Annotated in this window: 17 protein-coding genes; 10 read left to right on the plus strand and 7 right to left on the minus strand. The window is 57.2% G+C overall.

The features are described from left to right. Positions 1 to 142 precede the first annotated feature (142 nt). The gene (locus B2589_RS06990; protein WP_286816053.1) at positions 143 to 1,939 is read right to left on the minus strand and encodes an ABCB family ABC transporter ATP-binding protein/permease; all 1,797 of its coding nucleotides are present in this window, start codon (positions 1,937 to 1,939) and stop codon (positions 143 to 145) included. Between the two features lie 109 nt (positions 1,940 to 2,048). Between B2589_RS06990 and B2589_RS06995 the strand changes: the two genes are divergently transcribed. Beyond that, a complete protein-coding gene (locus tag B2589_RS06995; RefSeq protein WP_199457680.1) occupies positions 2,049 to 2,816 on the plus strand; it encodes a VC0807 family protein in 768 nt (255 codons plus the stop codon). 93 nt (positions 2,817 to 2,909) lie between these two features. On the opposite strand, the gene gyrB is transcribed toward B2589_RS06995, so the two are convergent. Genes gyrB through dnaA form a run of 5 tightly spaced genes read right to left on the minus strand, consistent with a single transcriptional unit; the run spans position 2,910 to position 10,427 of the window. Beyond that, the gene (gyrB, locus tag B2589_RS07000) at positions 2,910 to 5,324 is read right to left on the minus strand and encodes a DNA topoisomerase (ATP-hydrolyzing) subunit B (protein ID WP_094624305.1); all 2,415 of its coding nucleotides are present in this window, start codon (positions 5,322 to 5,324) and stop codon (positions 2,910 to 2,912) included. Positions 5,325 to 5,352: 28 nt separating this feature from the next. Continuing rightward, complete coding sequence (gene recF / locus B2589_RS07005; RefSeq protein ID WP_286816055.1) at positions 5,353 to 6,480, minus strand: DNA replication/repair protein RecF; 1,128 nt, start codon at positions 6,478 to 6,480, stop codon at positions 5,353 to 5,355. Between the two features lie 31 nt (positions 6,481 to 6,511). Continuing rightward, on the minus strand, positions 6,512 to 7,783 hold the full coding sequence (locus B2589_RS07010; protein WP_058342179.1) for an ABC1 kinase family protein: 1,272 nt from the start codon (positions 7,781 to 7,783) through the stop codon (positions 6,512 to 6,514). Between the two features lie 18 nt (positions 7,784 to 7,801). Beyond that, positions 7,802 to 8,905, minus strand: a complete 1,104-nt coding sequence (gene dnaN, locus B2589_RS07015; protein ID WP_058342178.1) for a DNA polymerase III subunit beta — start codon at positions 8,903 to 8,905, stop codon at positions 7,802 to 7,804. 52 nt (positions 8,906 to 8,957) lie between these two features. Further along, positions 8,958 to 10,427, minus strand: a complete 1,470-nt coding sequence (dnaA, locus tag B2589_RS07020; RefSeq protein ID WP_094624301.1) for a chromosomal replication initiator protein DnaA — start codon at positions 10,425 to 10,427, stop codon at positions 8,958 to 8,960. A gap of 641 nt (positions 10,428 to 11,068) precedes the next feature. On the opposite strand from dnaA, the gene rpmH reads away from it, so the two are divergent. The 7 genes from rpmH (at position 11,069) to B2589_RS07055 (ending at position 18,073) form a co-directional block, all read left to right on the plus strand. Next, the gene (gene rpmH, locus B2589_RS07025) at positions 11,069 to 11,203 is read left to right on the plus strand and encodes a 50S ribosomal protein L34 (RefSeq protein ID WP_008172542.1); all 135 of its coding nucleotides are present in this window, start codon (positions 11,069 to 11,071) and stop codon (positions 11,201 to 11,203) included. Between the two features lie 15 nt (positions 11,204 to 11,218). Continuing rightward, positions 11,219 to 11,641: a ribonuclease P protein component gene (gene rnpA / locus B2589_RS07030; protein WP_232901983.1), complete on the plus strand. Its 423-nt coding sequence runs from the start codon at positions 11,219 to 11,221 to the stop codon at positions 11,639 to 11,641. Beyond that, positions 11,641 to 11,925, plus strand: a complete 285-nt coding sequence (yidD, locus tag B2589_RS07035) for a membrane protein insertion efficiency factor YidD (RefSeq protein WP_082641126.1) — start codon at positions 11,641 to 11,643, stop codon at positions 11,923 to 11,925. The genes rnpA and yidD overlap by 1 nt, the downstream gene beginning before the upstream one ends. 4 nt (positions 11,926 to 11,929) lie before the next feature. Then, entirely contained in the window at positions 11,930 to 13,633 is a 1,704-nt protein-coding gene (gene yidC, locus B2589_RS07040) for a membrane protein insertase YidC (RefSeq protein ID WP_199457676.1), read from the plus strand. Between the two features lie 72 nt (positions 13,634 to 13,705). Next, positions 13,706 to 15,076, plus strand: a complete 1,371-nt coding sequence (gene mnmE, locus B2589_RS07045) for a tRNA uridine-5-carboxymethylaminomethyl(34) synthesis GTPase MnmE (protein ID WP_286816056.1) — start codon at positions 13,706 to 13,708, stop codon at positions 15,074 to 15,076. 8 nt (positions 15,077 to 15,084) lie between these two features. Continuing rightward, positions 15,085 to 15,744 carry a DUF2959 domain-containing protein gene (locus B2589_RS07050; RefSeq protein ID WP_286816057.1) on the plus strand — a complete coding sequence of 220 codons (660 nt, stop codon included), beginning with the start codon at positions 15,085 to 15,087 and terminating at the stop codon, positions 15,742 to 15,744. A 136-nt stretch (positions 15,745 to 15,880) separates the two neighbouring features. Further along, the gene (locus B2589_RS07055; RefSeq protein WP_286816058.1) at positions 15,881 to 18,073 is read left to right on the plus strand and encodes a TonB-dependent receptor domain-containing protein; all 2,193 of its coding nucleotides are present in this window, start codon (positions 15,881 to 15,883) and stop codon (positions 18,071 to 18,073) included. A gap of 144 nt (positions 18,074 to 18,217) precedes the next feature. Here B2589_RS07055 and B2589_RS07060 read toward each other — a convergent pair whose 3' ends face one another. Next, positions 18,218 to 20,038 carry an acyl-CoA dehydrogenase C-terminal domain-containing protein gene (locus B2589_RS07060; RefSeq protein WP_286816059.1) on the minus strand — a complete coding sequence of 607 codons (1,821 nt, stop codon included), beginning with the start codon at positions 20,036 to 20,038 and terminating at the stop codon, positions 18,218 to 18,220. A 246-nt stretch (positions 20,039 to 20,284) separates the two neighbouring features. Here B2589_RS07060 and B2589_RS07065 point away from each other — a divergent pair, with 246 nt between their 5' ends. After that, on the plus strand, positions 20,285 to 20,854 hold the full coding sequence (locus B2589_RS07065) for a DUF3833 domain-containing protein (RefSeq protein ID WP_414673937.1): 570 nt from the start codon (positions 20,285 to 20,287) through the stop codon (positions 20,852 to 20,854). Positions 20,855 to 20,884: 30 nt separating this feature from the next. Beyond that, positions 20,885 to 21,979 (plus strand): efflux RND transporter periplasmic adaptor subunit, encoded by a 1,095-nt coding sequence (locus B2589_RS07070; RefSeq protein WP_286816062.1) that lies wholly within the window; start codon positions 20,885 to 20,887, stop codon positions 21,977 to 21,979.

Consider the following 21,979-nt stretch of genomic DNA (forward strand, 5'->3'; position numbering starts at 1 on the left):
ATTCGGTCTTTGAGGGCTCCGGGTCGCCAGTAAGCGGAGGGCCTTGCCAAAACACGCTCCTTCGGCACATCCCTGTGACGCTTGAGCTCCGCCATCCATGGCTCCGCACAGTTTTGGCAAGGCCCTCCGCTCACTGGCTCAGCTAGGAGTTGTCCTCACTCCGGTGCTGCTGCTCCCACAGATGGGCGTAGTGACCACCGGCAGCTAACAGTTCATTGTGACTACCACTTTCCACAATCCTGCCACCGTCCATCACCAGAATGGTATTGGCGTCACGAATGGTAGACAGCCGGTGAGCAATTACCAGAGTGGTACGCTGACGACTAACCTCCTTCAAAGCACCGAGGATTGCCTGTTCGGAAAGGGAATCCAACGAAGAGGTCGCCTCGTCCAAAATCAATAACGGCGGGTTCTTCAAAATCACCCGGGCAATGGCCACCCGCTGCTTTTCGCCACCGGATAACTTCAGGCCACGCTCTCCCACTTTAGTTTCGTAACCTTCCGGCAGGCTGTGGATAAAGTCTTCCAGATGGGCCATGCGGGCGGCCCGGTAGACTTCTTCCTCGGTCGCTTCGGGCCGACCGTAGGCGAGGTTGCGGTAGAGGGTGTCGTTGAACAGGACGGTGTCTTGCGGAACCACACCAATGGCTGAACGCAGGCTGTCCTGGGTTACTTCACGAATATCCTGGCCATCAATCCGGATGGCACCTTTATCCACATCGTAGAAGCGGAACAGCAGCCGGGCGAGGGTAGATTTGCCGGCACCGCTGGCACCCACCACCGCTACCGTGTGGCCAGCCGGAATGGTGAAATTCACATCCTGAAGGATGGGGCGGTCCGGGCGGTAGGCGAAGTGGATGTGTTCGAAGCGTACCCCGCCGTTATCCACAGCCAGAGGTTTGGCATCCGGTGCGTCCTGGATAGCGGGTTTATCCCCAAGCAGTTTGAACAGGCGCTCCACGTTTACCAGGGCCTGGCGGATTTCCCGGTAGACAAAGCCCAGGGCGTTCAGGGGAATGAACAGCTGGATCAGGTAGGCGTTGATCATGGTGAAGTCACCCAGGGTGATCTCGCCGCTGGCCACTTCGCCCACTGCCATGGCCATGATCACAATCAGCGCCACGCCGATGATCAGGGCCTGGCCGGCGTTCAGGGTGGCCAGGGACAAGCGGTTTTTCAGGCGGGCCTTTTCCCAGTCGTCCAGGTCCTGGTCGTACAGTTCGGTTTCGTAGCGTTCGTTATTGAAGTATTTGACGGTTTCGTAGTTGAGCAGGCTGTCGATGGCCCGGGAGTTGGACTGGTTGTCCCTTGCATTCGCTTCCCGCACGAACTTCGTTCGCCACTCGGTGATCTTGATGGAGAACACCACGTAAACCACCACTGCCACCAGGATGGCCAGTACATAGCCGACGTTGAACACGACTAACAGGATGCCCGCGACCAGCAGGATTTCCAGGATGGTGGGCACGATGTTGAACAGGGTGAAGCGCAGCAGGAAGCTGATGCCGTTGGTGCCCCGTTCGATATCCCGTGCCAGGCCACCGGTTTTTCGGTCCAGGTGAAAGCCCAGCTCGCGCTGGTGCAGGTGTTCAAAGATCCGCAACGACACCCGCCGCATGGCCCGCTCGGCTACCCGGGCAAAGACGGCATCCCGAAGCTCGTTGAACAGGGTGGCGCCAAAGCGCAGGGAGCCGTAGGCCACCACCAGTACCACCGGAATCCACAGCAGCATGTCCGCGCCGCGGTTCTGGCCCAGGTAATCCACGATGTATTTCAGGGCGACCGGTGTGGCTACCGTGGCCAGCTTGGCCAGTACCAGCAAAGACAACGCCAGTGCTACCCGGCCCCGGAACTCAGTCAGATAGGGCCAGAGCCCGGCTATCACTTTCCAGTCGGGTTTGTGGTCGGCGGGGTAGTCGTTATCAGCGTAGGCGCGCACGGGATTTCCTGTTCGGTTGGTAAGGAGCAGATTGTGCCAGATTCATCGTATACTGTGGGCATTCACAGGGTGCCTGAACAGCACCAAATTTTCAGACTCAGGTATTTACATGACTTCGGATAATTCCCAGCCCAAGACCACGCCGGATCACCAGCCGCGCCCCTGGATCGATTTGCTGGTCAGTATCGTGATTCCCTCCGTTATTCTGATGAAGTTCAGTGGCGATGAGCACCTGGGCAGTGTTAATGCGTTGATCCTCGGCCTGGCCTTCCCGTTAGGCTGGGGCTTGTTCGAACTCATCCGGTACCAAAAGAAGAACTTCATTGCCCTGCTGGGCCTGATCAGTGTGGGCCTGACCGGTGGTATCGGCCTGCTGGAGCTGGACGCCGGCTGGCTGGCTATCAAGGAAGCGGCGGTACCCGCGGTGATCGGGCTGGCAGTGCTTATCTCCACCCGCACCAAATACCCGCTGGTGCGCACCCTGCTGTATAACCCCAATGTTCTGGATGTGGATAAAATCCATGCTTCATTGGAGGAGCGGGGCAGTGTGGATGAATTCGAAGAGCGGCTGATGAAGGCCAGTTACTTCTTTGCCGGAACCTTTCTGTTCTCGTCTATCATGAACTACGTGCTGGCGAAGTGGATTGTGGTGAGCCCGTCTGGCACCCAGGCGTTCAATGAGGAGCTGGGGCGGATGACCCTGGTCAGCTACCCGATGATCGCCATTCCCTCCATGGTGATGATGATGCTGATTTTCTGGTATCTGTGGCGCACCATTCGCAGGCTTACCGGCCATACCCTGGAAGAGGTGATGGCACCGCACCTCGTGGAGAAAGAGAAAGAGAAGGAACGGAAGCGGGCACAGTCTTCCAAATAGTACGAACTGGAATATCCTTTCGGTACTGATAACAAAAAACGGTGGCTTCCTGCGGATGCCACCGTTTTTTTTGCCCTGGATAGCGCCCGGGAATCAGACGTCCAGGTTGGTCACTTCCAGTGCATTGGTCTGGATAAACTCACGGCGCGGTTCCACATCGTCGCCCATCAGGGTGGTGAAGATCTGGTCCGCCGCAAAGGCGTCTTCAATGGTGACCTTCATCATCCGGCGGGTTTCGGGATCCATGGTGGTTTCCCACAGCTGTTCCGGGTTCATTTCACCCAGACCCTTATAGCGCTGGATGTTCAGGCCACGTGAGGCTTCCTTCATCAGCCACGCCAGGGCGCCTTCAAACGACAGTACCGCCTGCTTGCGCTCACCACGCTGGATGTAGGCACCCTCCTCGATCAGGCCTTCCAGGGTTTCGCCAAGGCGGGCAATGGCCTTGTAGGAAGCAGATTCGAAGAAATCGTGGCTGAAGACGTGCTCGTAGGGAATACCGTGCACGTAGATAGTCACTTTCGGCAGGTACAGGCCACGCTCTTCGTCACGGGTAACGGAGAAGGTGTACTTGGTGCCGGTCTTGGTGTCCAGTTCCAGGCCTTCGCCCAGACGTGCCACCCAGCGTGCGACCGGTTCTTCGTCCTTCAGCTGCTCCGGTGTCAGGGTGCTGTTGTAGATCATCTGCTGCAGCACCATGGCCGGGTAGGCACGGGACAGGCGATCAATCATTGCCATAACGGCCTGGTAGTCCTTCACCATGGTTTCCAGGGCGGAATCCTTGATGGCAGGTGCCTCAGGGTTCACGTACAACTGGGCGCCTTCCAGGGCGGTCTGGGTCAGGTAGGCTTCCTTCGCCTTTTCATCCTTCAGGTACTGTTCCTGCTTGCCGCGCTTGACCTTGTACAGGGGCGGCATGGCAATGAACACATGGCCACGCTCGATGATTTCACGCATCTGCCGGAACAGGAAGGTCAGCAGCAGGGTACGAATGTGAGAGCCGTCTACGTCGGCGTCGGTCATGATAATGATGGAGTGGTAACGCAGTTTGTCCGGGTTGAACTCTTCCCGACCGATACCGCAACCAAGGGCGGTAATCAGCGTACCCACTTCGGCAGACGACAGCATCTTGTCGAAACGGGCTTTCTCTACGTTGAGGATCTTACCCTTCAGGGGCAGGATGGCCTGGGTTTTCCGGTCACGACCCTGCTTGGCACTACCACCCGCAGAATCACCCTCCACTATGAACAGTTCAGACAGGGCCGGGTCTTTTTCCTGGCAGTCGGCCAGCTTGCCGGGCAGGCCGGCGATATCCAGCGCACCCTTGCGACGGGTCATATCCCGGGCTTTACGGGCGGCTTCACGGGCACGGGCCGCTTCGATCATCTTGTTGACGATAACCTTGGCTTCGTTCGGCTTTTCCTGCAGGTAATCGGCAAACTTCTGGTACAGCTCCTGCTCAACCGCGGTTTTCACCTCGGATGAAACCAGCTTGTCCTTGGTCTGGGAGGAGAACTTCGGGTCCGGCACTTTCACGCTGACAATGGCTGTCAGGCCTTCCCGGGCATCATCACCGGAGGTGGCTACCTTGGCTTTCTTGCCCAGGCCTTCGTGCTCGATGTAGTTGTTCAGGGAACGGGTCAGAGCCGCCCGGAAGCCGGCCAGGTGCGTACCACCATCCCGCTGGGGGATGTTGTTGGTGAAGCAGTAGATGTTCTCCTGGAAGGCATCGTTCCACTGCATCGCGACTTCCACGGCAATTCCGTCTTCACGTTCGTGGGTGAAGTGGAAAACCTGGTTCAGCGGGGTCTTGTTGGTGTTCAGGTGCTCAACAAAGGCCCGCAAGCCGCCTTCGTACTCGAAAATCTCTTCCTTGCCGCTGCGCTCGTCTGTCAGGCGGATACGCACACCACTGTTCAGGAACGCCAGTTCCCGCAGGCGCTTGGCCAGGATGTCGTAATGGAATTTGATGTGAGTGAAGGTTTCCGGTGAAGGAATAAAGTGAACCTTGGTACCGGAATCCTGGGTGTCGCCCACTTCGGCCAGCGGTGCGTTGGGAACACCGTGGGTATAGGTCTGCTCGTAGACCTTGGCATCACGACGGATGGTCAGGGTCAGGGTAGAGGACAGGGCGTTAACCACTGACACACCCACACCGTGCAAACCACCGGAAACCTTGTAGGAGTTGTCGTCGAACTTACCGCCGGCGTGCAGCACCGTCATGATAACTTCGGCGGCGGATACACCTTCTTCTTCATGGATATCCACAGGGATACCACGGCCATTATCCTTGACCGTGATGGACTCATCGGGGTGGATGATCACGCCGATTTCAGAGCAGTAACCCGCCAGAGCCTCGTCGATGGAGTTATCCACCAATTCAAAGACCATGTGGTGCAGGCCGGTGCCATCGTCGGTATCGCCGATGTACATACCCGGGCGCTTGCGCACCGCATCCAGTCCCTTGAGGACTTTGATGCTGGAGGAATTGTAGTTCGATTCACTCATTAACGAGACTCCTGAGGTGATTCCCGGTCTATTCTTCCGTCAATTTTCCATGTTCCACGTGGAACATTCTGTATTCAGGGGCATCGACACCGGCCCACAACACGTCGGGTTCCGGGTGTTCGATGGAGGTAATAAACACCTGACAACGCAATTCCTGGAGCTTGCGAGCCAACATAATCCGGTTGCGCACATCCAGCTCCGCATTGATGTCATCCAGCAGGAAGGTAACCTGTTTACCGAGATCGCTCAGAACCTTGCCCTGGGCAATCTTCATCAGGATCACGAGGGTTTTCTGCTGTCCCCGCGAAAAGGTTTCTGCCACCGGACGCCCGCCTAGCTTCAAGCGAATGTCCGCACGGTTGGGGCCGTACAGGGTGTGCCCCATCCGGCGTTCCTGTTCCCGGTGACCGGCCAGTACCTCAACCAGTGACTGGCTGCGATCCCAGCCCGGATAGAACTCCAGCTTGAGGCCTTCTGTCCATCCGGCATCCAGTTCCTTTAGCACTTCATTGAAGGCTGTTTTGAACTTCCTGAAAACCTGTTCCCTGATGTCGCTGAGGGTTTCTGCAAGGGCACCAAACTGATTGTCCCATACCCGCATCAATGATTCGTCCAGTCTACCATTTCTGAGCGTTTGATTCCGCTGTGATGTCACTCTCTGGCATTGTTGCCAGGTTAAAGAAAAGGAAGGTTCCACGTGGAACACTAACCAATCCAGAAACTGGCGACGCTTGCCCGGCCCCCCGGCCACAATGTCGAAGACGCCGGGATCAATAACCGACACCGGAAGATGCATAGCCAGTGCCGACAAACTACGAACAGCCTCACCGTCCACGCGAAGAGAGGTTTCCTTGGCTGAAACATCCCGGGCGATGCCCAGGCGATGAACAACAGGTTCCTGGCTATCATCCGGAGATCCTGCCATGCCTTTATCCAGGCCACCAAACACTGTGAGTTTGCTCTGACCATGGGCAACCACCGCCTGGTGCCGTGTGACCCGGAACGAGCGACCGAGCCCCAGATAACCAATGGCTTCCAGAATGCTGGATTTACCACTGCCATTGGCACCGTAGATCAGGTTAAAGGAGGGAGAGAAGCTGATGGGATCCGGCGCCAGGTTACGAAAATTCTGGGTCTGAAGTTTCACTAGCGCCATAGGGAGAAAATCTCGATAAACCTGGGCCCCGTTAATGCAGCATGGTCAGGCGTTCATCCATAAACACATCCATTTCCGGCGCCAGGATATGCACATAACGGTCGAAGTACAGGAACTGTTTCAGTAACAGCGCGAACTCACGCGGGAAGTGCAGCCCGTGGCTTTCGCCAACCTTAACCATATCCATCAGGATGTTGTTCACGTCATCCTCGGCCTGGTCCACCTGATAGGGCACATCGTCCGGCACCATGCGATCCATCTGACGGTATAGTTTCTGCAAATCCGCAGACAAATCTTCCACCCGCACAGAGCGACGGGTCACGCCGATACGAATCATGGCATCGGCCATGCCATCGAAGTTGCCCACCATGATGGCGGAAATAAAATCGCTTACCGCCTGCCAGGTGTCCGGCTTGATACGGCCCACAATGCCGAAATCGATAAACCCGACCCGTCCGTCCTTCAACACCATCAGGTTACCGGCGTGCACATCCGCGTGGAAAAATTCGCACTTGGTCAGGCTGGCAAACCAGGTATTCATGGCCGTAATCAGGGTGCGTTCCGGATCGCTGGAAAATCCGCGAATACTTTCCAGGTCGGTCAGCGGTACGCCATGGAAGCGTTCCATGGTGAGGATCCTACGGCTGCTGCAATGCTCGTACACCAGGGGAACCGTGGCGTCTTCGTTGTGGGTATCGTTCAGGAACTGTCGGAAAACCTTGAGGTTATTGGCTTCCTTGATGAAATCACATTCTTCCATCATGGTTTGCTGGATTTCATCGACAATGCCCGACAGGGAAGTCCAGGACAGTTTCGGAGCCAGGGTTTCCAGGATACGGGCAGACAGATACAGAAAATTCAGGTCCGTCAGCAGGATGTTTTCCACACCCGGCTTCTGAACCTTGATCACCACATCTTCACCGGTCACCAGCTTTGCCGCATGTACCTGGGCAATGGATGCGGAGGCGAGGGCCACCGGATCGATCTCGGCAAACACCTGGTCAATCGGCCGGCCCAGTTCATCCCGGATAATCTTGCGGATGACGCTGAAGGGCAGGCTCGGGGTTTTATCCAGGCAATACTGGAACTCCTCCACATACTCCTTCGGGAAAAAGGTAGGCGAGCTGGCGATAAACTGGCCCAGCTTGATGTAGGTAGCACCCAGGTTTTCGAAGGTCTGGCGCAGCAGCTGCGGGGTAGGGGGGCGATCGCCCCGCACCCAGTTCAGCCCGGTACGGCCCAGCACCGACAAGGTCTGGCCAATTCGGAAAGCACCTTTGATTCCATTCGTTACGGCACCCATAAAGTCCTCCGGAAATAATTACAGCCGCATGGGCATGACAACATACAGACAGCTGTTGTCATTTTCGGCTTCAATCAGCGCACTGCTGTTTGGATTAGACAGAGTGATCTTCACCTGGGCATCGTCCAGGACGTTCATCACATCCACCAGGTAGCCTACATTGAAACCGATCTGCAGGGATTCGCCCTGGTAGTCTACCGGCAGTGCATCTTCGGCCTGTTCCTGGTCCGGGTTGTTGGCAAATACCTGCAACTGTCCCGGGGACAGGTTCAGGCGTACGCCGCGAATGTTTTCGTGGGACAAAATACCGGCCCGCTGCAGGGTATTCTTCAGGGTCGCGCGATCGGCCAGGACAATCTTGTCGCCGCCACGGGGAATAACCCGGTTGTAGTCCGGAAACTTGCCTTCAATCAGCTTGGAGGTAAAGGTGTACGCACCCACCGTGGCCCGGAGGTGGTTATCGCCGATCACCAGGGTGACGGGGGACTCGTCGTCATCCAGCAGGCGGGCCAGCTCAAGCACCCCTTTTCTCGGCACAATCACCTGGCGCAGGTCCGGACAACCGGTCTGCAGATCACAGTGAGCCATGGCGAGGCGGTGGCCATCGGTAGCCACGGCACGGACATGGCCGCTGTCCACTTCCAGTAACAGACCGTTCAGGTAATAACGCACATCCTGCTGGGCCATGGCGAAGGCAGTGGCATCGAACATGCGGCCGAGTTCCTTCTGGGGCAATTCCAGGCGGAAACTTTCCGGCTCGTCTTCCACATTCGGAAAATGCTCAGCCGGCAGGGTGGACAGGGTGAAGTGGGAATTACCCGCGCGCACGTGCAAGCGATCGCCTTCCAGTGCCAGGTCAATCGGCGCCTCGTCGCCAAGCGCACGACAGATATCCGACAGCTTGCGGGCCGGAACCGTGATCCTGCCAGGCTGGTCCACGTGTACCGGGGTTACCCGGCCTACCAGCTCCACTTCCATATTGGTACCGGTCAGCGTCAGGGTGTTGTCTTCCGCTTCCAACAACACGTTGGACAGCACCGGCATGGTCTGTTTCTTTTCCACAACGCCCGCAATGCTTTGCAGCGGGGTGAGCAGGGATTCACGGCTGATTGTCAGTTTCATGGCACTCGGCTTCAGTTATCGGAAGTGAATGTTATTGGTTTTGCCACCCCGGTCAGGTGGTCAGCAGTCTCATAAAGTTCTGGTAGTCTTCCCGGATGCCCGGATCGGTTTCCTGCAATTCGATTATCTTCTTGCAGGCGTGCAGCACCGTGGTGTGGTCACGGCCGCCAAAGGCATCGCCAATTTCCGGCAAACTGTGGTTGGTCAGTTCCTTGGCCAGGGACATCGCCACCTGGCGGGGCCGGGTGACGGTACGGGTCCGGCGCTTGGACAACAGGTCCGATACTTTGATCTTGTAATACTCCGCCACGGTACGCTGGATATTATCAATACTGACCTGCTTTTCATGCAGCGCCAGAAGGTCTTTCAGGCTTTCCCGGATAAACGGCGGGGTAATCTCAGAGCCAGTGAAGTGAGCATTCGCTATCACCAAACGCAGCGCGCCTTCAAGCTCCCGGACGTTGGAGCGTATTTTCTGGGCAATGAAAAACGCCGCTTCGCTGCTCAGCTTCACATTGGCCTGCTCGGCCTTCTTCATCAGAATCGCGACCCGGGTTTCCAGCTCCGGCGGCTCGACCATCACCGTCAGGCCCCAGCCGAACCGGGATTTCAGTCGCTCTTCCATATCCACGATTTCTTTCGGGAAACGGTCACAGGTCACAATCACCTGCTGACCACCCTCAAGCAGCGCATTGAAGGTGTGGAAAAACTCTTCCTGGGAGCGCTCCTTGCGGGCGAAGAACTGGATATCGTCAATCAGCAAGGCATCGACCGAGCGGTAGTAGCGTTTGAATTCATTGATGGCGTTCAGCTGCAGCGCCTTGACCATATCGGCCACAAACCGTTCCGAGCGCAGGTACGCCACCTTGGCCTTCGGGTTGCGACGGACAATCTCGTTACCGATGGCGTGCATCAGGTGGGTTTTACCCAAGCCTACGCCACCATAAAGGAATAACGGGTTATAGGCGCCACCGGGGTTCTCTGCCACCTGCATGGAGGCCGCGCGGGCCAGCTGGTTGGATTTACCTTCTACAAAGGTATCGAAGGTAAAGGTTTCGTTCAGGAAACTCTGGTGCTTGATATCACCCTCAACCTGCACCGGGCGCCGTTCGTTACCACCGGTCCTGCCGGCAGACGTGCTGCCTGGCGCCTGGCGCGGACTGGCCACCGTAGCCGCCACGCTTTTCTCTTCTTCAGTAACGGTCTCGCCGGTTTCATCAGACAGGCGTTCCGGAACCGGCTCGGCCACCGAACGCACCACCGGCTCGCTCGCCTTGGGGGCAGACCCCACTTTCATCTGAACCCGGGGGGCCTGACCGCCTCCCAGCTCCTTTAATACTTCTTCTATACGGCGCAGGTATTTTTCATTCACCCAATCCATCACGAAACGGTTGGGAGCGAACAGCATCAACTGCCCTTCGCGCTGATCCGACTGGAGGGGCCTCAACCAGGTATTAAACTGCTGTGCGGGAAATTCATCCCGGAGTACTTCAAGACATTGATGCCACATACTGTTCGGCACGACCGCCTGCTCCCGACTACCTGACTGTTCTTACACCGGAAAGGGCTTTCCCGTTGCTCAAGGTGACCCCGGATTCTACCCCGAGCCGGGGTTCAGTAAAAGGCCGGCTGTGCAGGTCATGAACAGCCTGTGGAAACTTTTTATTTTCAGTTTCAAATTCTTACAAACCTATCTACAGCCTTGTGTACAGAAAACCCCTGAAAAAAAGTTATACACAGGGCTCTGTGTAAACCACCGCTTCAACCCTGTGTGCAACACCTTGACCGAACCATGGATAACTCGCTCCCTGATTCCGAACCGGACTTGTTCACAATTCGACAGGGTGTTCTCCACAGGGCTCAGAGCGACCTTTCACAAGCCTTATCATTATTCTATTTTTTTGTTTCTGTTGAGATTTTTAGGCTTTTCCACAGAAATCATGGTGCGTAATAACAGTAATAAATAATCTTTGAAAGAATTTAAAAAAGACTTATAGATTCTGTTAGTGAGCCTTGCGGGTTTTACCCATACGGAAAACTTGCTTTACCTGTCGCTCAAACATTGAACTTGTCTCAGGATTTGACTAGAATGCCGCTCCTGTTTTGGCTGTCTATTTTCCAGCCAGTTACCAATGTCCATTGACGATTTGTGAGATCATCACCATGAAAAGAACATTCCAGCCAAGCGTCCTGAAGCGCAAGCGTGTTCACGGTTTCCGTGCCCGTATGGCGACTGCGAACGGCCGTAAGGTAATTTCCCGTCGTCGTGCCAAAGGCCGCGCACGTCTGTCTGCGTAACTTTACGCTCGCCTCATGAAGGCTTTGACGTTTCCGAAGTCTCATCGACTGTTGAAACCTTCGGACTACAGCAAGGTCTTCGATGGCGTACAGCTGAAAGTTCCGCACAGGAATTTTCTGATCCTGGCTGCTCCCAATAATCTGGGTCACGCCAGGGTCGGACTGATTTTCTCGAAGAAAAACCTGAAACTGGCGGTCCAGAGAAACCGGATCAAACGCCAGGTACGGGAAACCTTCAGAAATCAGCAGGATTTACCCGCCCTGGACATTATTGTTCTTGGCAGACAAGGCCTTGCCCAGCTGGAAAATCCAGCGGTGCATTCCGCTTTGGACGATATCTGGCGCAGAGTGAAAAAGCAGTTCAACAAGCAACTCGAAAAAACGTACCGAAAATCAACGTCTGAGGGCTCAGACGCGACGTCCCGAGGTACAGATTGATGCGCCAATTACTGCTTTTACCCATCCGGTTCTACCAATATGCCATCTCTCCAATGATGGCGAGCCATTGCCGGCACTACCCTACCTGTTCACAATACGCTGTCGAAGCCATTCAGCATCATGGCGCTCTCAAAGGCAGTTACCTGGCAGGTGCGCGTCTACTCAGATGTCATCCCTGGGCCGAAGGCGGTTATGATCCTGTACCGGGAACCGGGCACGTTGCTCCAGAGCCAACCGGCAACCTGACTGAATCCACTCACACCACTACTCAGACCAGACCCTAAGTTTATGGATATTCAACGCATCGTTTTGTTTGCCGGTCTTGCGATTGTCAGTTACCTGATGGTGCTAGCCTGGAACGAAGATTATAACCAGCCGCAAACTACCCAGGTGGTAGAGGCTGAGTCCTCCGTTAACGGCAACGCAATGGCAGACGATATGGTGTTGCCGGAGTCCGGATCGACAGCATCAGGCAACGATGAATTCGCGACACCGGAAACCGGTAGCCTGTCGTCAACGTCTGCAGCTGCGGAAGGTTCAGTCAGCAACCGCTACATCACCGTAACCACCGACGTTTTCCAGCTGAAGATTGACCGCATTGGCGGCAACGTGGTGGAAAGTTCACTGCTCCAGTACGACGAATCCCTCAACAGCGAACAACCCCTGAAACTGTTGTCCAGCACCCAGACCCGTACCTACCTGCTGGAAAGCGGACTGATCGGCCGTGATGGCCCGGATGGCCGTAACGCCTCCCAGGCTCCGGTATTCAACGCTGAAAGCAGCGAGTTCGAATTATCTGAAGGCCAGGACGAACTCAACATCGACCTGACCTTCACCACCGATCAGGGCGTGGCTATCACCAAGCGTTACCAACTGGCCCGGGACAGCTACGAAATCGGTGTCCGTTACCTGATCAGCAACAACTCGGAATCCGACTGGCAGGGCAACTTTACCGGCAAAATCGTTCGTGACCAGGCTCCGGACCCCACTTCCCAGGCCAGCATGGGTATCAAGGCCTATCTGGGTATGGTGGTCAGTACGCCGGAAGACCCCTACGAAAAATACGACTTTGATGATCTATCCGAAAACCGCATCAACCAGTCTGTTACCAACGGCTGGCTGGCGTTTCTGCAGCACTACTTCCTGACCGCCTGGGTTCCTGACCGTGATCAGACAGCCCAGTTCCAGAGTACCCGTCGGGATCAGTTGCACGTGATGGGCTTTGTTTACCCCGCCACCACGGTGGCTGCCGGTGATACCGCGGAAATTGGCGCAACCGCCTACGTGGGCCCGAAGATCATTGATCGCCTGGAAGCCCTGGCACCCAACCTGGACCGCACCGTTGATTTCGGCTGGTTGTTCTTCATCTCGCTGCCGCTGTTCATCATCCTGGAATGGTTCTATGGCCTGGTGGGTAACTGGGGTGTGGCCATTATCCTGCTGACGGTTCTGGTAAAGGCGGTGTTCTTCCACCTGTCTGCCACCAGTTACAAGTCCATGGCCAAGATGCGTGCGGTCGCTCCGCAGCTGACCCGCCTGAAGGAACTCTATGGCGACGACCGCCAGCGTATGTCCCAGGAAATGATGGCGCTATACAAGCGCGAAAAAATCAATCCGCTGGGTGGCTGTCTGCCGATCCTGGTTCAGATGCCGGTGTTCATTTCCCTGTACTGGGTACTGTTTGAAAGTGTGCAGCTGCGCCACGCGCCGTTCATGCTGTGGATCCAGGATCTGTCCCAGATGGACCCGTACTTCATCCTGCCAATCCTGATGGGTGCCAGCATGTTCATCCAGATGAGCCTGAACCCGACACCGCCGGATCCCATGCAGGCCAAGATCATGAAGCTCATGCCGCTGATCTTTACTGTGTTCTTCCTGTGGTTCCCGGCAGGCCTGGTACTGTACTGGTTGGTGAACAACATTCTTTCGATCTCCCAGCAGTGGTACATTACCCGCAAGATCGAAGCGGAAACTGCAGGCAAGAAGTACTGATTTAACAGTCCTTCTGACCTGACAAAGGCTCCCTTGGGGAGCCTTTGTTTTTTCTATCCCGGGAAAATGAAGATGCAGCCAGCTACAGACACCATTGCCGCCATAGCCACTGCTCCGGGCCAGGCCGGTGTAGGTATTGTTCGGGTGTCCGGCCCGAAAGCCATGACTATAGCCCGCGCCATGCTGGGCTTTGAGCCCAGACCCCGATATGCCCATTATGGTCCGTTCCGGGACCAACAGGGTGAACTGATCGATGAAGGCATCGGCCTGTACTTCCCCAATCCGAACTCCTTTACCGGCGAGGATGTATTCGAACTACAGGGCCACGGCGGTACCGTGATCCTGGATATCCTGTTGCGGGAAGTCTGCAGCCTGGGTGCCCGGCTGGCCCGCCCCGGTGAATTCTCCGAAAGAGCCTTCCTGAATGACAAGCTGGACCTGGCCCAGGCCGAAGCCATTGCCGATCTGATCGAAAGCAGCTCGGAACAGGCCGCCCGATGCGCCGTCCGTTCCATGCAGGGGGTATTCTCCAAGCGTGTGGATAACCTGGTGGAGGCTATCACCCATCTGCGCATTTACGTGGAAGCGGCCATCGATTTTCCGGAAGAGGAGATCGACTTCCTGGCGGATGGCAAGGTGGCAACCGACCTGCAGAACCTGCTGGAACAGGTAGAGCAGATCCTGGGCGAAGCCCAGCAAGGCACTATTTTGCGGGACGGCATGAAAGTGGTGATCGCTGGCCGGCCCAATGCCGGAAAATCCAGCCTGCTCAATGCCCTGGCGGGCAGGGAAGCGGCGATTGTGACCGCTATCGAAGGCACTACCCGGGATGTGTTACGGGAACATATCCACATCGATGGTATGCCGCTGCACATCATCGACACGGCCGGCCTGCGGGACAGCCCGGATGAAGTGGAACGCATCGGCATTGCCCGGGCCTGGGAAGAAATCCGCCAGGCCGACCGAATCCTGCTTATGGTGGATGCCACCACCACCGACAAAACCGAACCCCATGAAATCTGGCCGGACTTTATCGACCAGCTGCCCGCCAGCGCACCGGTCACCGTTATCCGTAACAAGGTGGATTTGTCCGGTGAAGCGGTAGGTATCACTGCAGAGCCGCATCAAACCGCCCCGGTTATCCGGCTTGCCGCCAAGGTCGCGGAAGGCCTTGAAGTACTTCGGGATCACCTGAAACAGTGCATTGGCTTTGCCAGTACCACCGAAGGCGGCTTCCTGGCCCGGCGCCGGCACCTGGATGCGCTCGAACGGGCACGGGATTCCTTGCTCCAGGGCCAGACTCAACTCGAAGGTTACGGCGCCGGTGAATTACTGGCGGAAGACCTGCGTGCGGCCCAGGATGCCCTGGGGGAAATCACCGGGCATCTGACGCCGGATGAGCTTTTGGGTAAGATTTTCAGCAGCTTCTGCATCGGAAAATAGGAACAACCATGAAAAACAACTCCCTGAACACCATTGGCATATTCACTCTGTTCGCGGCGCTGGTGCTGACCGGCTGCAGCACCGTGTACTACAACACCATGGAAAAGCTCGGGTTCGAGAAGCGGGATATCCTGGTCGACCGGGTCGAGAACGCCCGGGATGCCCAGACCGACGCCCAGGAAACCTTCCGCTCGTCGCTGGAACGGTTCCAGAGTGTGGTGGCCATTCCCGACACTGAATTGAAGGCGAAGTACGAAGAAATCCGCGATGCCTATGAAGACAGCGAAGATGCTGCCGAGAACGTCCGGGACCGGATCGACAGCGTCGAGGATGTGGCGGGTGCCCTGTTTGCGGAGTGGGAAGACGAGCTGGACCTGTACGAAAGCGCATCCCTGCGCCGCAGCAGCGAGCAGCAACTTCAGGAAACCCGCAATCAGTACGGGCAGCTGATTAACCGGATGCACCAGGCGGAATCCCGCATGGATCCGGTGCTTCAGGCGTTTGAAGACCAGGTGTTGTACCTCAAGCACAACCTGAATGCCCAGGCCATCGGTGCGCTGGAAACGGAGCTGGGTAAAATCCGCAGCGATGTCGACAGTCTGATCCGCAACATGGAAGCCTCTATCGCCGAATCCGAAGCCTTTATCCGCCGCTTTCGGGATCAATAACCTCGGCGAAAAGGTGGCGACGGCTTGACTGTTCCAGTTTTCGGCACACATTGTTCCAGTTAACTTGCTGTAATTCTCAATTGATAACAAATATCATTCGCTCCTGAAATTCATTGCTTAATTTTGGGAGCGACACATGGTGTTCAGGTCTTCATTGCTGGCGACCTCGGTTGCGGTAATCTCTGCCGGTTATTCACTGCAAGCCACTGCGCAGCCGGTGCAAATGGACGAGCTGGTGGTCTCCGCCGCCGGTTTTGAGCAGAAGGTTACCGATGCGCCGGCGAGCATCAGTGTGATCAATCAGCAAAGCCTGCAGCAGAGTCAGTTTTCCAACCTGGGGGAAGCACTCGAAACGGTAGAGGGCGTGGATGTACGCCAGAGCACCGGCAAAACCGGCGGCCTGAACGTCAGCATTCGGGGCCTGCCCAGTGAATACACCCTGATCCTTATTGATGGCCGTCGCCAGAACCCACCGGGTGACGTTACCCCGAACGGATTCGGCGACACCTCCACCAGTTTCATTCCGCCCCTTTCCGCCATTGAGCGTATCGAAGTCATTCGTGGCCCCATGTCTACTCTCTATGGTTCCGATGCCATCGGCGGTGTGGTCAACATCATCACCAAGAAAGTCTCGGATGAGTGGACAGGCTCGGTCACCCTGGAGCATACCTTCCAGGAAAACCGGGACTATGGTGATACCGGCAAGACCAGTTTCTACACCAGCGGTCCGTTGATCGAGAGCGTATTGGGGCTGGCCTTACGGGGCAGCGTGCTCGACCGGGAAGCGGCCGACCTGGACTTTGAAGACGGTAGCGAGGCACCCAAGCGCGGTGTTGCACCGGTGGATGGCCGCAATCATACCCTGGGTGCCCGCCTGACCCTGGTGCCGGCCGCCGGCCACGAGTTCTATCTGGATGCGGAGCAGGGCCGTCAGGTTTACAACAACGAGTCCTGTCAGCTTGGTACGCTGGATGGCCGGGACCGCAGTTGTGGAGACGACCCTGGCGTGGCGAATGGCTATTCCGATGAACTGCGTTTCAACCGGGACCAGGTGGCGTTGGGTCACTCAAGCCAGCTTGGCTTTGGCACCTGGAGCAATGACCTGACCTACAACGTGACGGAGACTGAAGGTCGTACCCTGCCGGGGACTATCGGTACTGCCTACGACGCCCCCTACCAGAACCTGGTGGGAGGGGCCGAGCGGGAACTGGAATCCAAAGACACCGTCTTTGACACCAAGCTGGTCGCTCCGCTAACCGATAACCATATCGCAACCTTCGGGGCCCAGTACCGGGACACCGAACTAACCGACGGCATTGCCGACACGACCTTTGAGCAGAATTCCTGGGCGGTTTTTGCTGAAGACGAGTGGTATCTGAGAGACAACCTGGCGCTGACGCTGGGCGGTCGCTACGAAGATCACGATGCCTTCTCCGGCCACTTTACGCCACGAGCCTACCTGGTGTGGAACAGCACACCGTCGTGGACCTTCAAGGGCGGGGTCAGTCAGGGGTATCGTACGCCGGACATCAACGATCTCCACGATGGCATCAACGGTGTCACAGGACAGGGTGAAGATATCACCATCGGCACTCCGGACCTGGAGCCGGAGAAGAGCACTAACTACGAAGCCGGCGCCTACTTTGACAACCTTGACGGCTTCAAGGCCAATGCCACCGTGTTCTTCACACGCTTTGAGGACAAGATTGATGATGGCTCAGAGGTGACCATCAGCGGTGATCCCCGGATTCCCGATGGCACCTACGATCAGCTGGATAACATCGGCAAGGCGGAAACCCGGGGTATCGAGCTGGCCTCCAGCTGGCAGTTTGCCCCGGACTGGAGCCTTCGCGGCAACTACACGTATACCGATTCTGAGCAGAAAAGCGGTGACAACAAGGGTGAAAAGCTGACCAACACACCCGAACATGTGCTGCACGCCCGGCTTAACTGGCAGGCAACAGCCAAACTGGGGTTGTGGCTGTCAGGTGAATACCGGGGCGAGCGTACCCGCTACCTGAAGACCCGGGAAAACCTGAGTACGGAAGAGCTGGCCATTGACCAACAGGTCGGAGAGCTGAGCGATTATGCGCTGTTCCATCTGGGTGGCTCTTACCAGGCCAGCGACAAGGTTCGACTGACGGCGACCATCTACAACCTGTTTGACAAGGACTTCCTCGAGGGCAGCAATTACAGCTATATCAACGCGGACGGTGACCAGGTAACCGACTGGGCATCTGATTACATCTACGTGTTCCGCGGCATGGCCAGCGGCGGTACGGTGGAAGAGGGCCGCCGCCTGTGGCTTTCCGCCACTGTGGATTTCTGAGTTATCCACAGCTTCTGTTAATAAAATCCGACAACGTAAAAAGGGGAAGCCAGGTGCTTCCCCTTTTTGTGGAACCGGGATTCCAAGGCCCCGGATCCGGAAGAAAAAAGTCCCGGGAAAACCCGGGACCGGAAGTTACCGGGGTTACCCGGTAAAGGCCATGTTCTCGGCTTCAATCTGCATCAGGCTGCGGGTCGGGCTGAGCATGCTGGTGGCATGGGTCTGGGCCCGGGGCAGCAACCGCTCGTAGTAGAACTCGGCGGTGTTGAGCTTGGTCTGGTAGAAGGATTCAGACTCTTCACCGCCATTATCCAGTTTATCCACAGCCACGGCGGACTGGCGCAGCCACATGTAGGCCATACTCACGTAGCCGCTGTACATCAGGAAGTCGTAGGCTGCTGCACTGACCACATCCCGGTCTTTGCGGGCCGCCAGCATCACCCGTACCGTCAGCACGTTCCACTGGGCCGTGAGTTTCAGCAGCTCCACCGCCATCGGGCGCAGGCGCTTGTCGGTCAGGTGCTTGCGGGCAAAGTTGGCCACCTTGAAGGTGAACTCGCGCACCGCGCCGCCCTGGGTCATCAGCAACACCTTACGGCCCAGCAGGTCCAGGGCCTGGATACCGGTGGTGCCTTCGTACAGGGTGGCAATACGGGTATCGCGGGCGATCTGTTCCATACCGTGTTCGCGGATGTAACCGTGGCCGCCGAACACCTGCATCCCCAGGTTGGCCGCTTCACAACCCAGTTCGGTCAGAAAACCTTTCAGGATCGGGGTCAGGAAGCCCAGTTTGTCGTCGTACTTCTCGGCTTTTTCAGTATCACCTGCGGTATGGGCTTCCACCATGTGGTCGGCTACCCGGGCCGCGTAATAGAGCATGGCCCGGCCACCTTCGGCGATGGCTTTCTGGGTCAGCAGCATGCGCCGAACATCGGCGTGGTGAATCAGGCTGTCGGCCACCTGGTCCGGCTCTTTCTTGCCAGACAGCGCGCGCATGGAGCGGCGTTCTTTGGCATAGTCCAGCGCCCACTGGTAAGACAGCTCGGCCGGCCCCACACCCTGAATGGCGGTACCAATCCGGGCGGTGTTCATAAAGGTGAACATGCACTCCAGGCCCTGGTTTTCCGGGCCGATCAGGTAACCGGTGGCGTCGTCAAAGTTCATGACGCAAGTAGCGGACGCCTTGATGCCCATTTTCTTTTCCAGGCTGCCGCAGCTTACGCCGTTGCGCTCGCCCACACCGCCATCGGCGGCCGGCATGAACTTGGGCACAATGAACAGGCTGATGCCCTTGGTGCCTTTCGGGGCATCCGGCAGGCGGGCCAGGACAATGTGCACAATGTTCTCGGTCAGGTCATGCTCGCCGGAGGAGATAAAGATCTTGGTGCCGGTCAGTTTGTAGCTGCCATCGGCCTGGGGTTCAGCCCTGGTTTTCACCTGGCCCAGGTCGGTGCCGCACTGGGGCTCGGTCAGGCACATAGTGCCGCCCCAGCGGCCTTCGGTGAGAGGCACCAGGTAGGTTTGTTTCTGCTCGTCCGTACCGTGCAGGAAAATGGTGTTCATGGCACCCAGCGACAACCCCGGGTACATGGAGAACGACCAGTTGGCCGTGCCCATCATTTCCTGCTTGAACAGGCCCATGGAAGCCGGCAGGCCCTGGCCGCCAAACTCTTCGGGGGCAGACAAGCCCTGCCAGCCACCCATCACATACTGCTGGTAGGCTTCTTTGTAGCCCTTGGGGGTGATTACTTCGCCGTTTTCCAGCTTGCAGCCTTCTTCGTCGCCGCTCTGGTACAGGGGGCTCAGCACTTCTTCACAGAAGCGGCCACACTCGGTAAGGATTGCATCTACAATGTCCGGAGTGGCGTTTTCGCCGGAGGCCAGGCCCTGGTAATGGGTCGGGTAGTCGAATACATCATTCAGCAGGAATTTCATGTCCCGCAGGGGCGCTTTATACACAGGCATAGCCGGTCCTCGTTTAATCTCAGTCCGATTCGTGCGGGCCCGAAAGCCCGGATGAGTGCAGTTTTACGGCATTCCCGTGGGGCTGCCATTGACGGAAAGCGCCTGAATGGCTGTCAGAATGGACAATTGGCTGAAATGACGCAGTGGCGATTTTCTGATCGGAAACGGCAAGCAGGCCGTAGATCTCTGCACTGTCAGGCTGTTCTGGCGTTAACCCGGAGTGTAAAAGTCATGCAAAATTCCCGGATGCGACCCAAGGCCAGTGGTCTGGGGCCGTTGAGTCTTATATTGTTGATGTCTCTGGTGCTGGCAGGCTGTGCCGGGCCCGCACTGGATGATTACCAGAGCACCGGGCCAGACCTGGTGCCAAGCCAGTTCTTTACCGGCGAACTTTCTGCCCGGGGTGTGGTCAAGGACTTCTCCGGCGAGGTCATCCGCACCTTCGATGCGGATATCGTGGCCAGCTGGGACGACAACGGGGTGGGCATCCTGGATGAAGTGTTCCGTTTCGATGATGGCGAAGAGCAGACCCGGGTCTGGACCCTGACGCCATCGGAGCAGGGCTACCACGCCGAGGCTGGCGATGTCGTTGAACCGGGCACCATGCGCTGGCAGGGCAATGCCATCCACATGAACTATGTTCTGCGGGTGTCATACGGCGATGGCACGATTGATGTCAGAATGGACGACTGGATGTATCTGGTTACCCCCGATACCCTGATCAACCAGACCACCATGAGCAAGTGGGGTGTGGACGTCGGGGAAGTGGTACTGGTGATCCAGAAAAAAGGCGCGGGGCCGGCTCCGCAATCCTGATAACAGAATACGGACAGGTAACTGATACCCATGTGGAAGCAATGGCTGGTGGCGCTTGTGTTGGTTGGAGTTGTGGTGGCAGGTGCCGGCGTGTATCTGAGCCTGGAAGACCCGGCTGATGCGGAAGCCGAAGACGAACCCACGGCATCCACGGTAAATATCTCGGCACCGGAAATGCGCAGGGTGCGGGATGAGGTATCGGCCGTTGCCAACCTGAATGCCATGGATGCGGTGGCCCTGACCACCGAAGTCAGCGGTCGGGTAGTGGAACTCAACCTGCAAACCGGGCGCAAGGTGCAGCAAGGCGATGTACTGGTGCGGCTGGATGATCGCCAGGCGACCGCCGATCTGGCCGTAATTGAAGCCCAGCTGGCAGACGCCCGCCGGCAATATGACCGGGCCCGCAGCCTGCGGGCCAATAACAGCGTATCCCAGTCCCAGGTGGACGAGCTGAGAACTGCGGTGGATGTTGCCATTGCCCAGCGCGAAGCAGCCCGGGTCCGGCTTCAGAATCACCGGATTGAAGCGCCGTTCTCCGGTGTGGTCGGGCTGTCGGACATCAGTGTGGGCGCCTACCTGCAAGCCGGCACTGTGATTACCACCCTGGATTCCATGGATCAGCTGGAACTGAACTTTGCAGTGCCCGAGCGGTTTGTTGGCCAGGTTCAGCTGGGCCAGCCGGTGCGGGCCACCTCTCCGGCATTCCCCGATGAAATCTTTGAAGGCGAGCTGGTAGAGCTGGCTACCCGCATCAGCGAGCTGAGCCGCACCCTGGCGGTGCGGGCCCTGATTAATAACCTCGATGGCCGCTTGCGGCCGGGCCAGTTTATGTCCGCCTCTTTGACCCTGCAGGAACGGGAAGGCCTGGTGGTACCGGAGCAGGCGGTGATGCTGCGGGGCGACCAGAAATACGTATTCGTGGCTGAAGATGGCCAGGCCCGCCGGGTTTCGGTAAAAACCGGCAGCCGCCTGCCCGGATGGGTGGAAGTCACCGATGGCCTGACCATGGAGGATGCGGTGATTATTACCGGCCAGGACCGGCTGAGTTCCGGCAACCGGGTTCGGGTGATCGAGTCAGATCGTGCCATTCCGGAGAACCGGTTCGACTCTGTGCAGGGGTCCTGA

The sequence above is a fragment of the Marinobacter sp. UBA3607 genome (genome assembly GCF_002375525.1).
GTDB classification, from domain to species: domain Bacteria; phylum Pseudomonadota; class Gammaproteobacteria; order Pseudomonadales; family Oleiphilaceae; genus Marinobacter; species Marinobacter vinifirmus.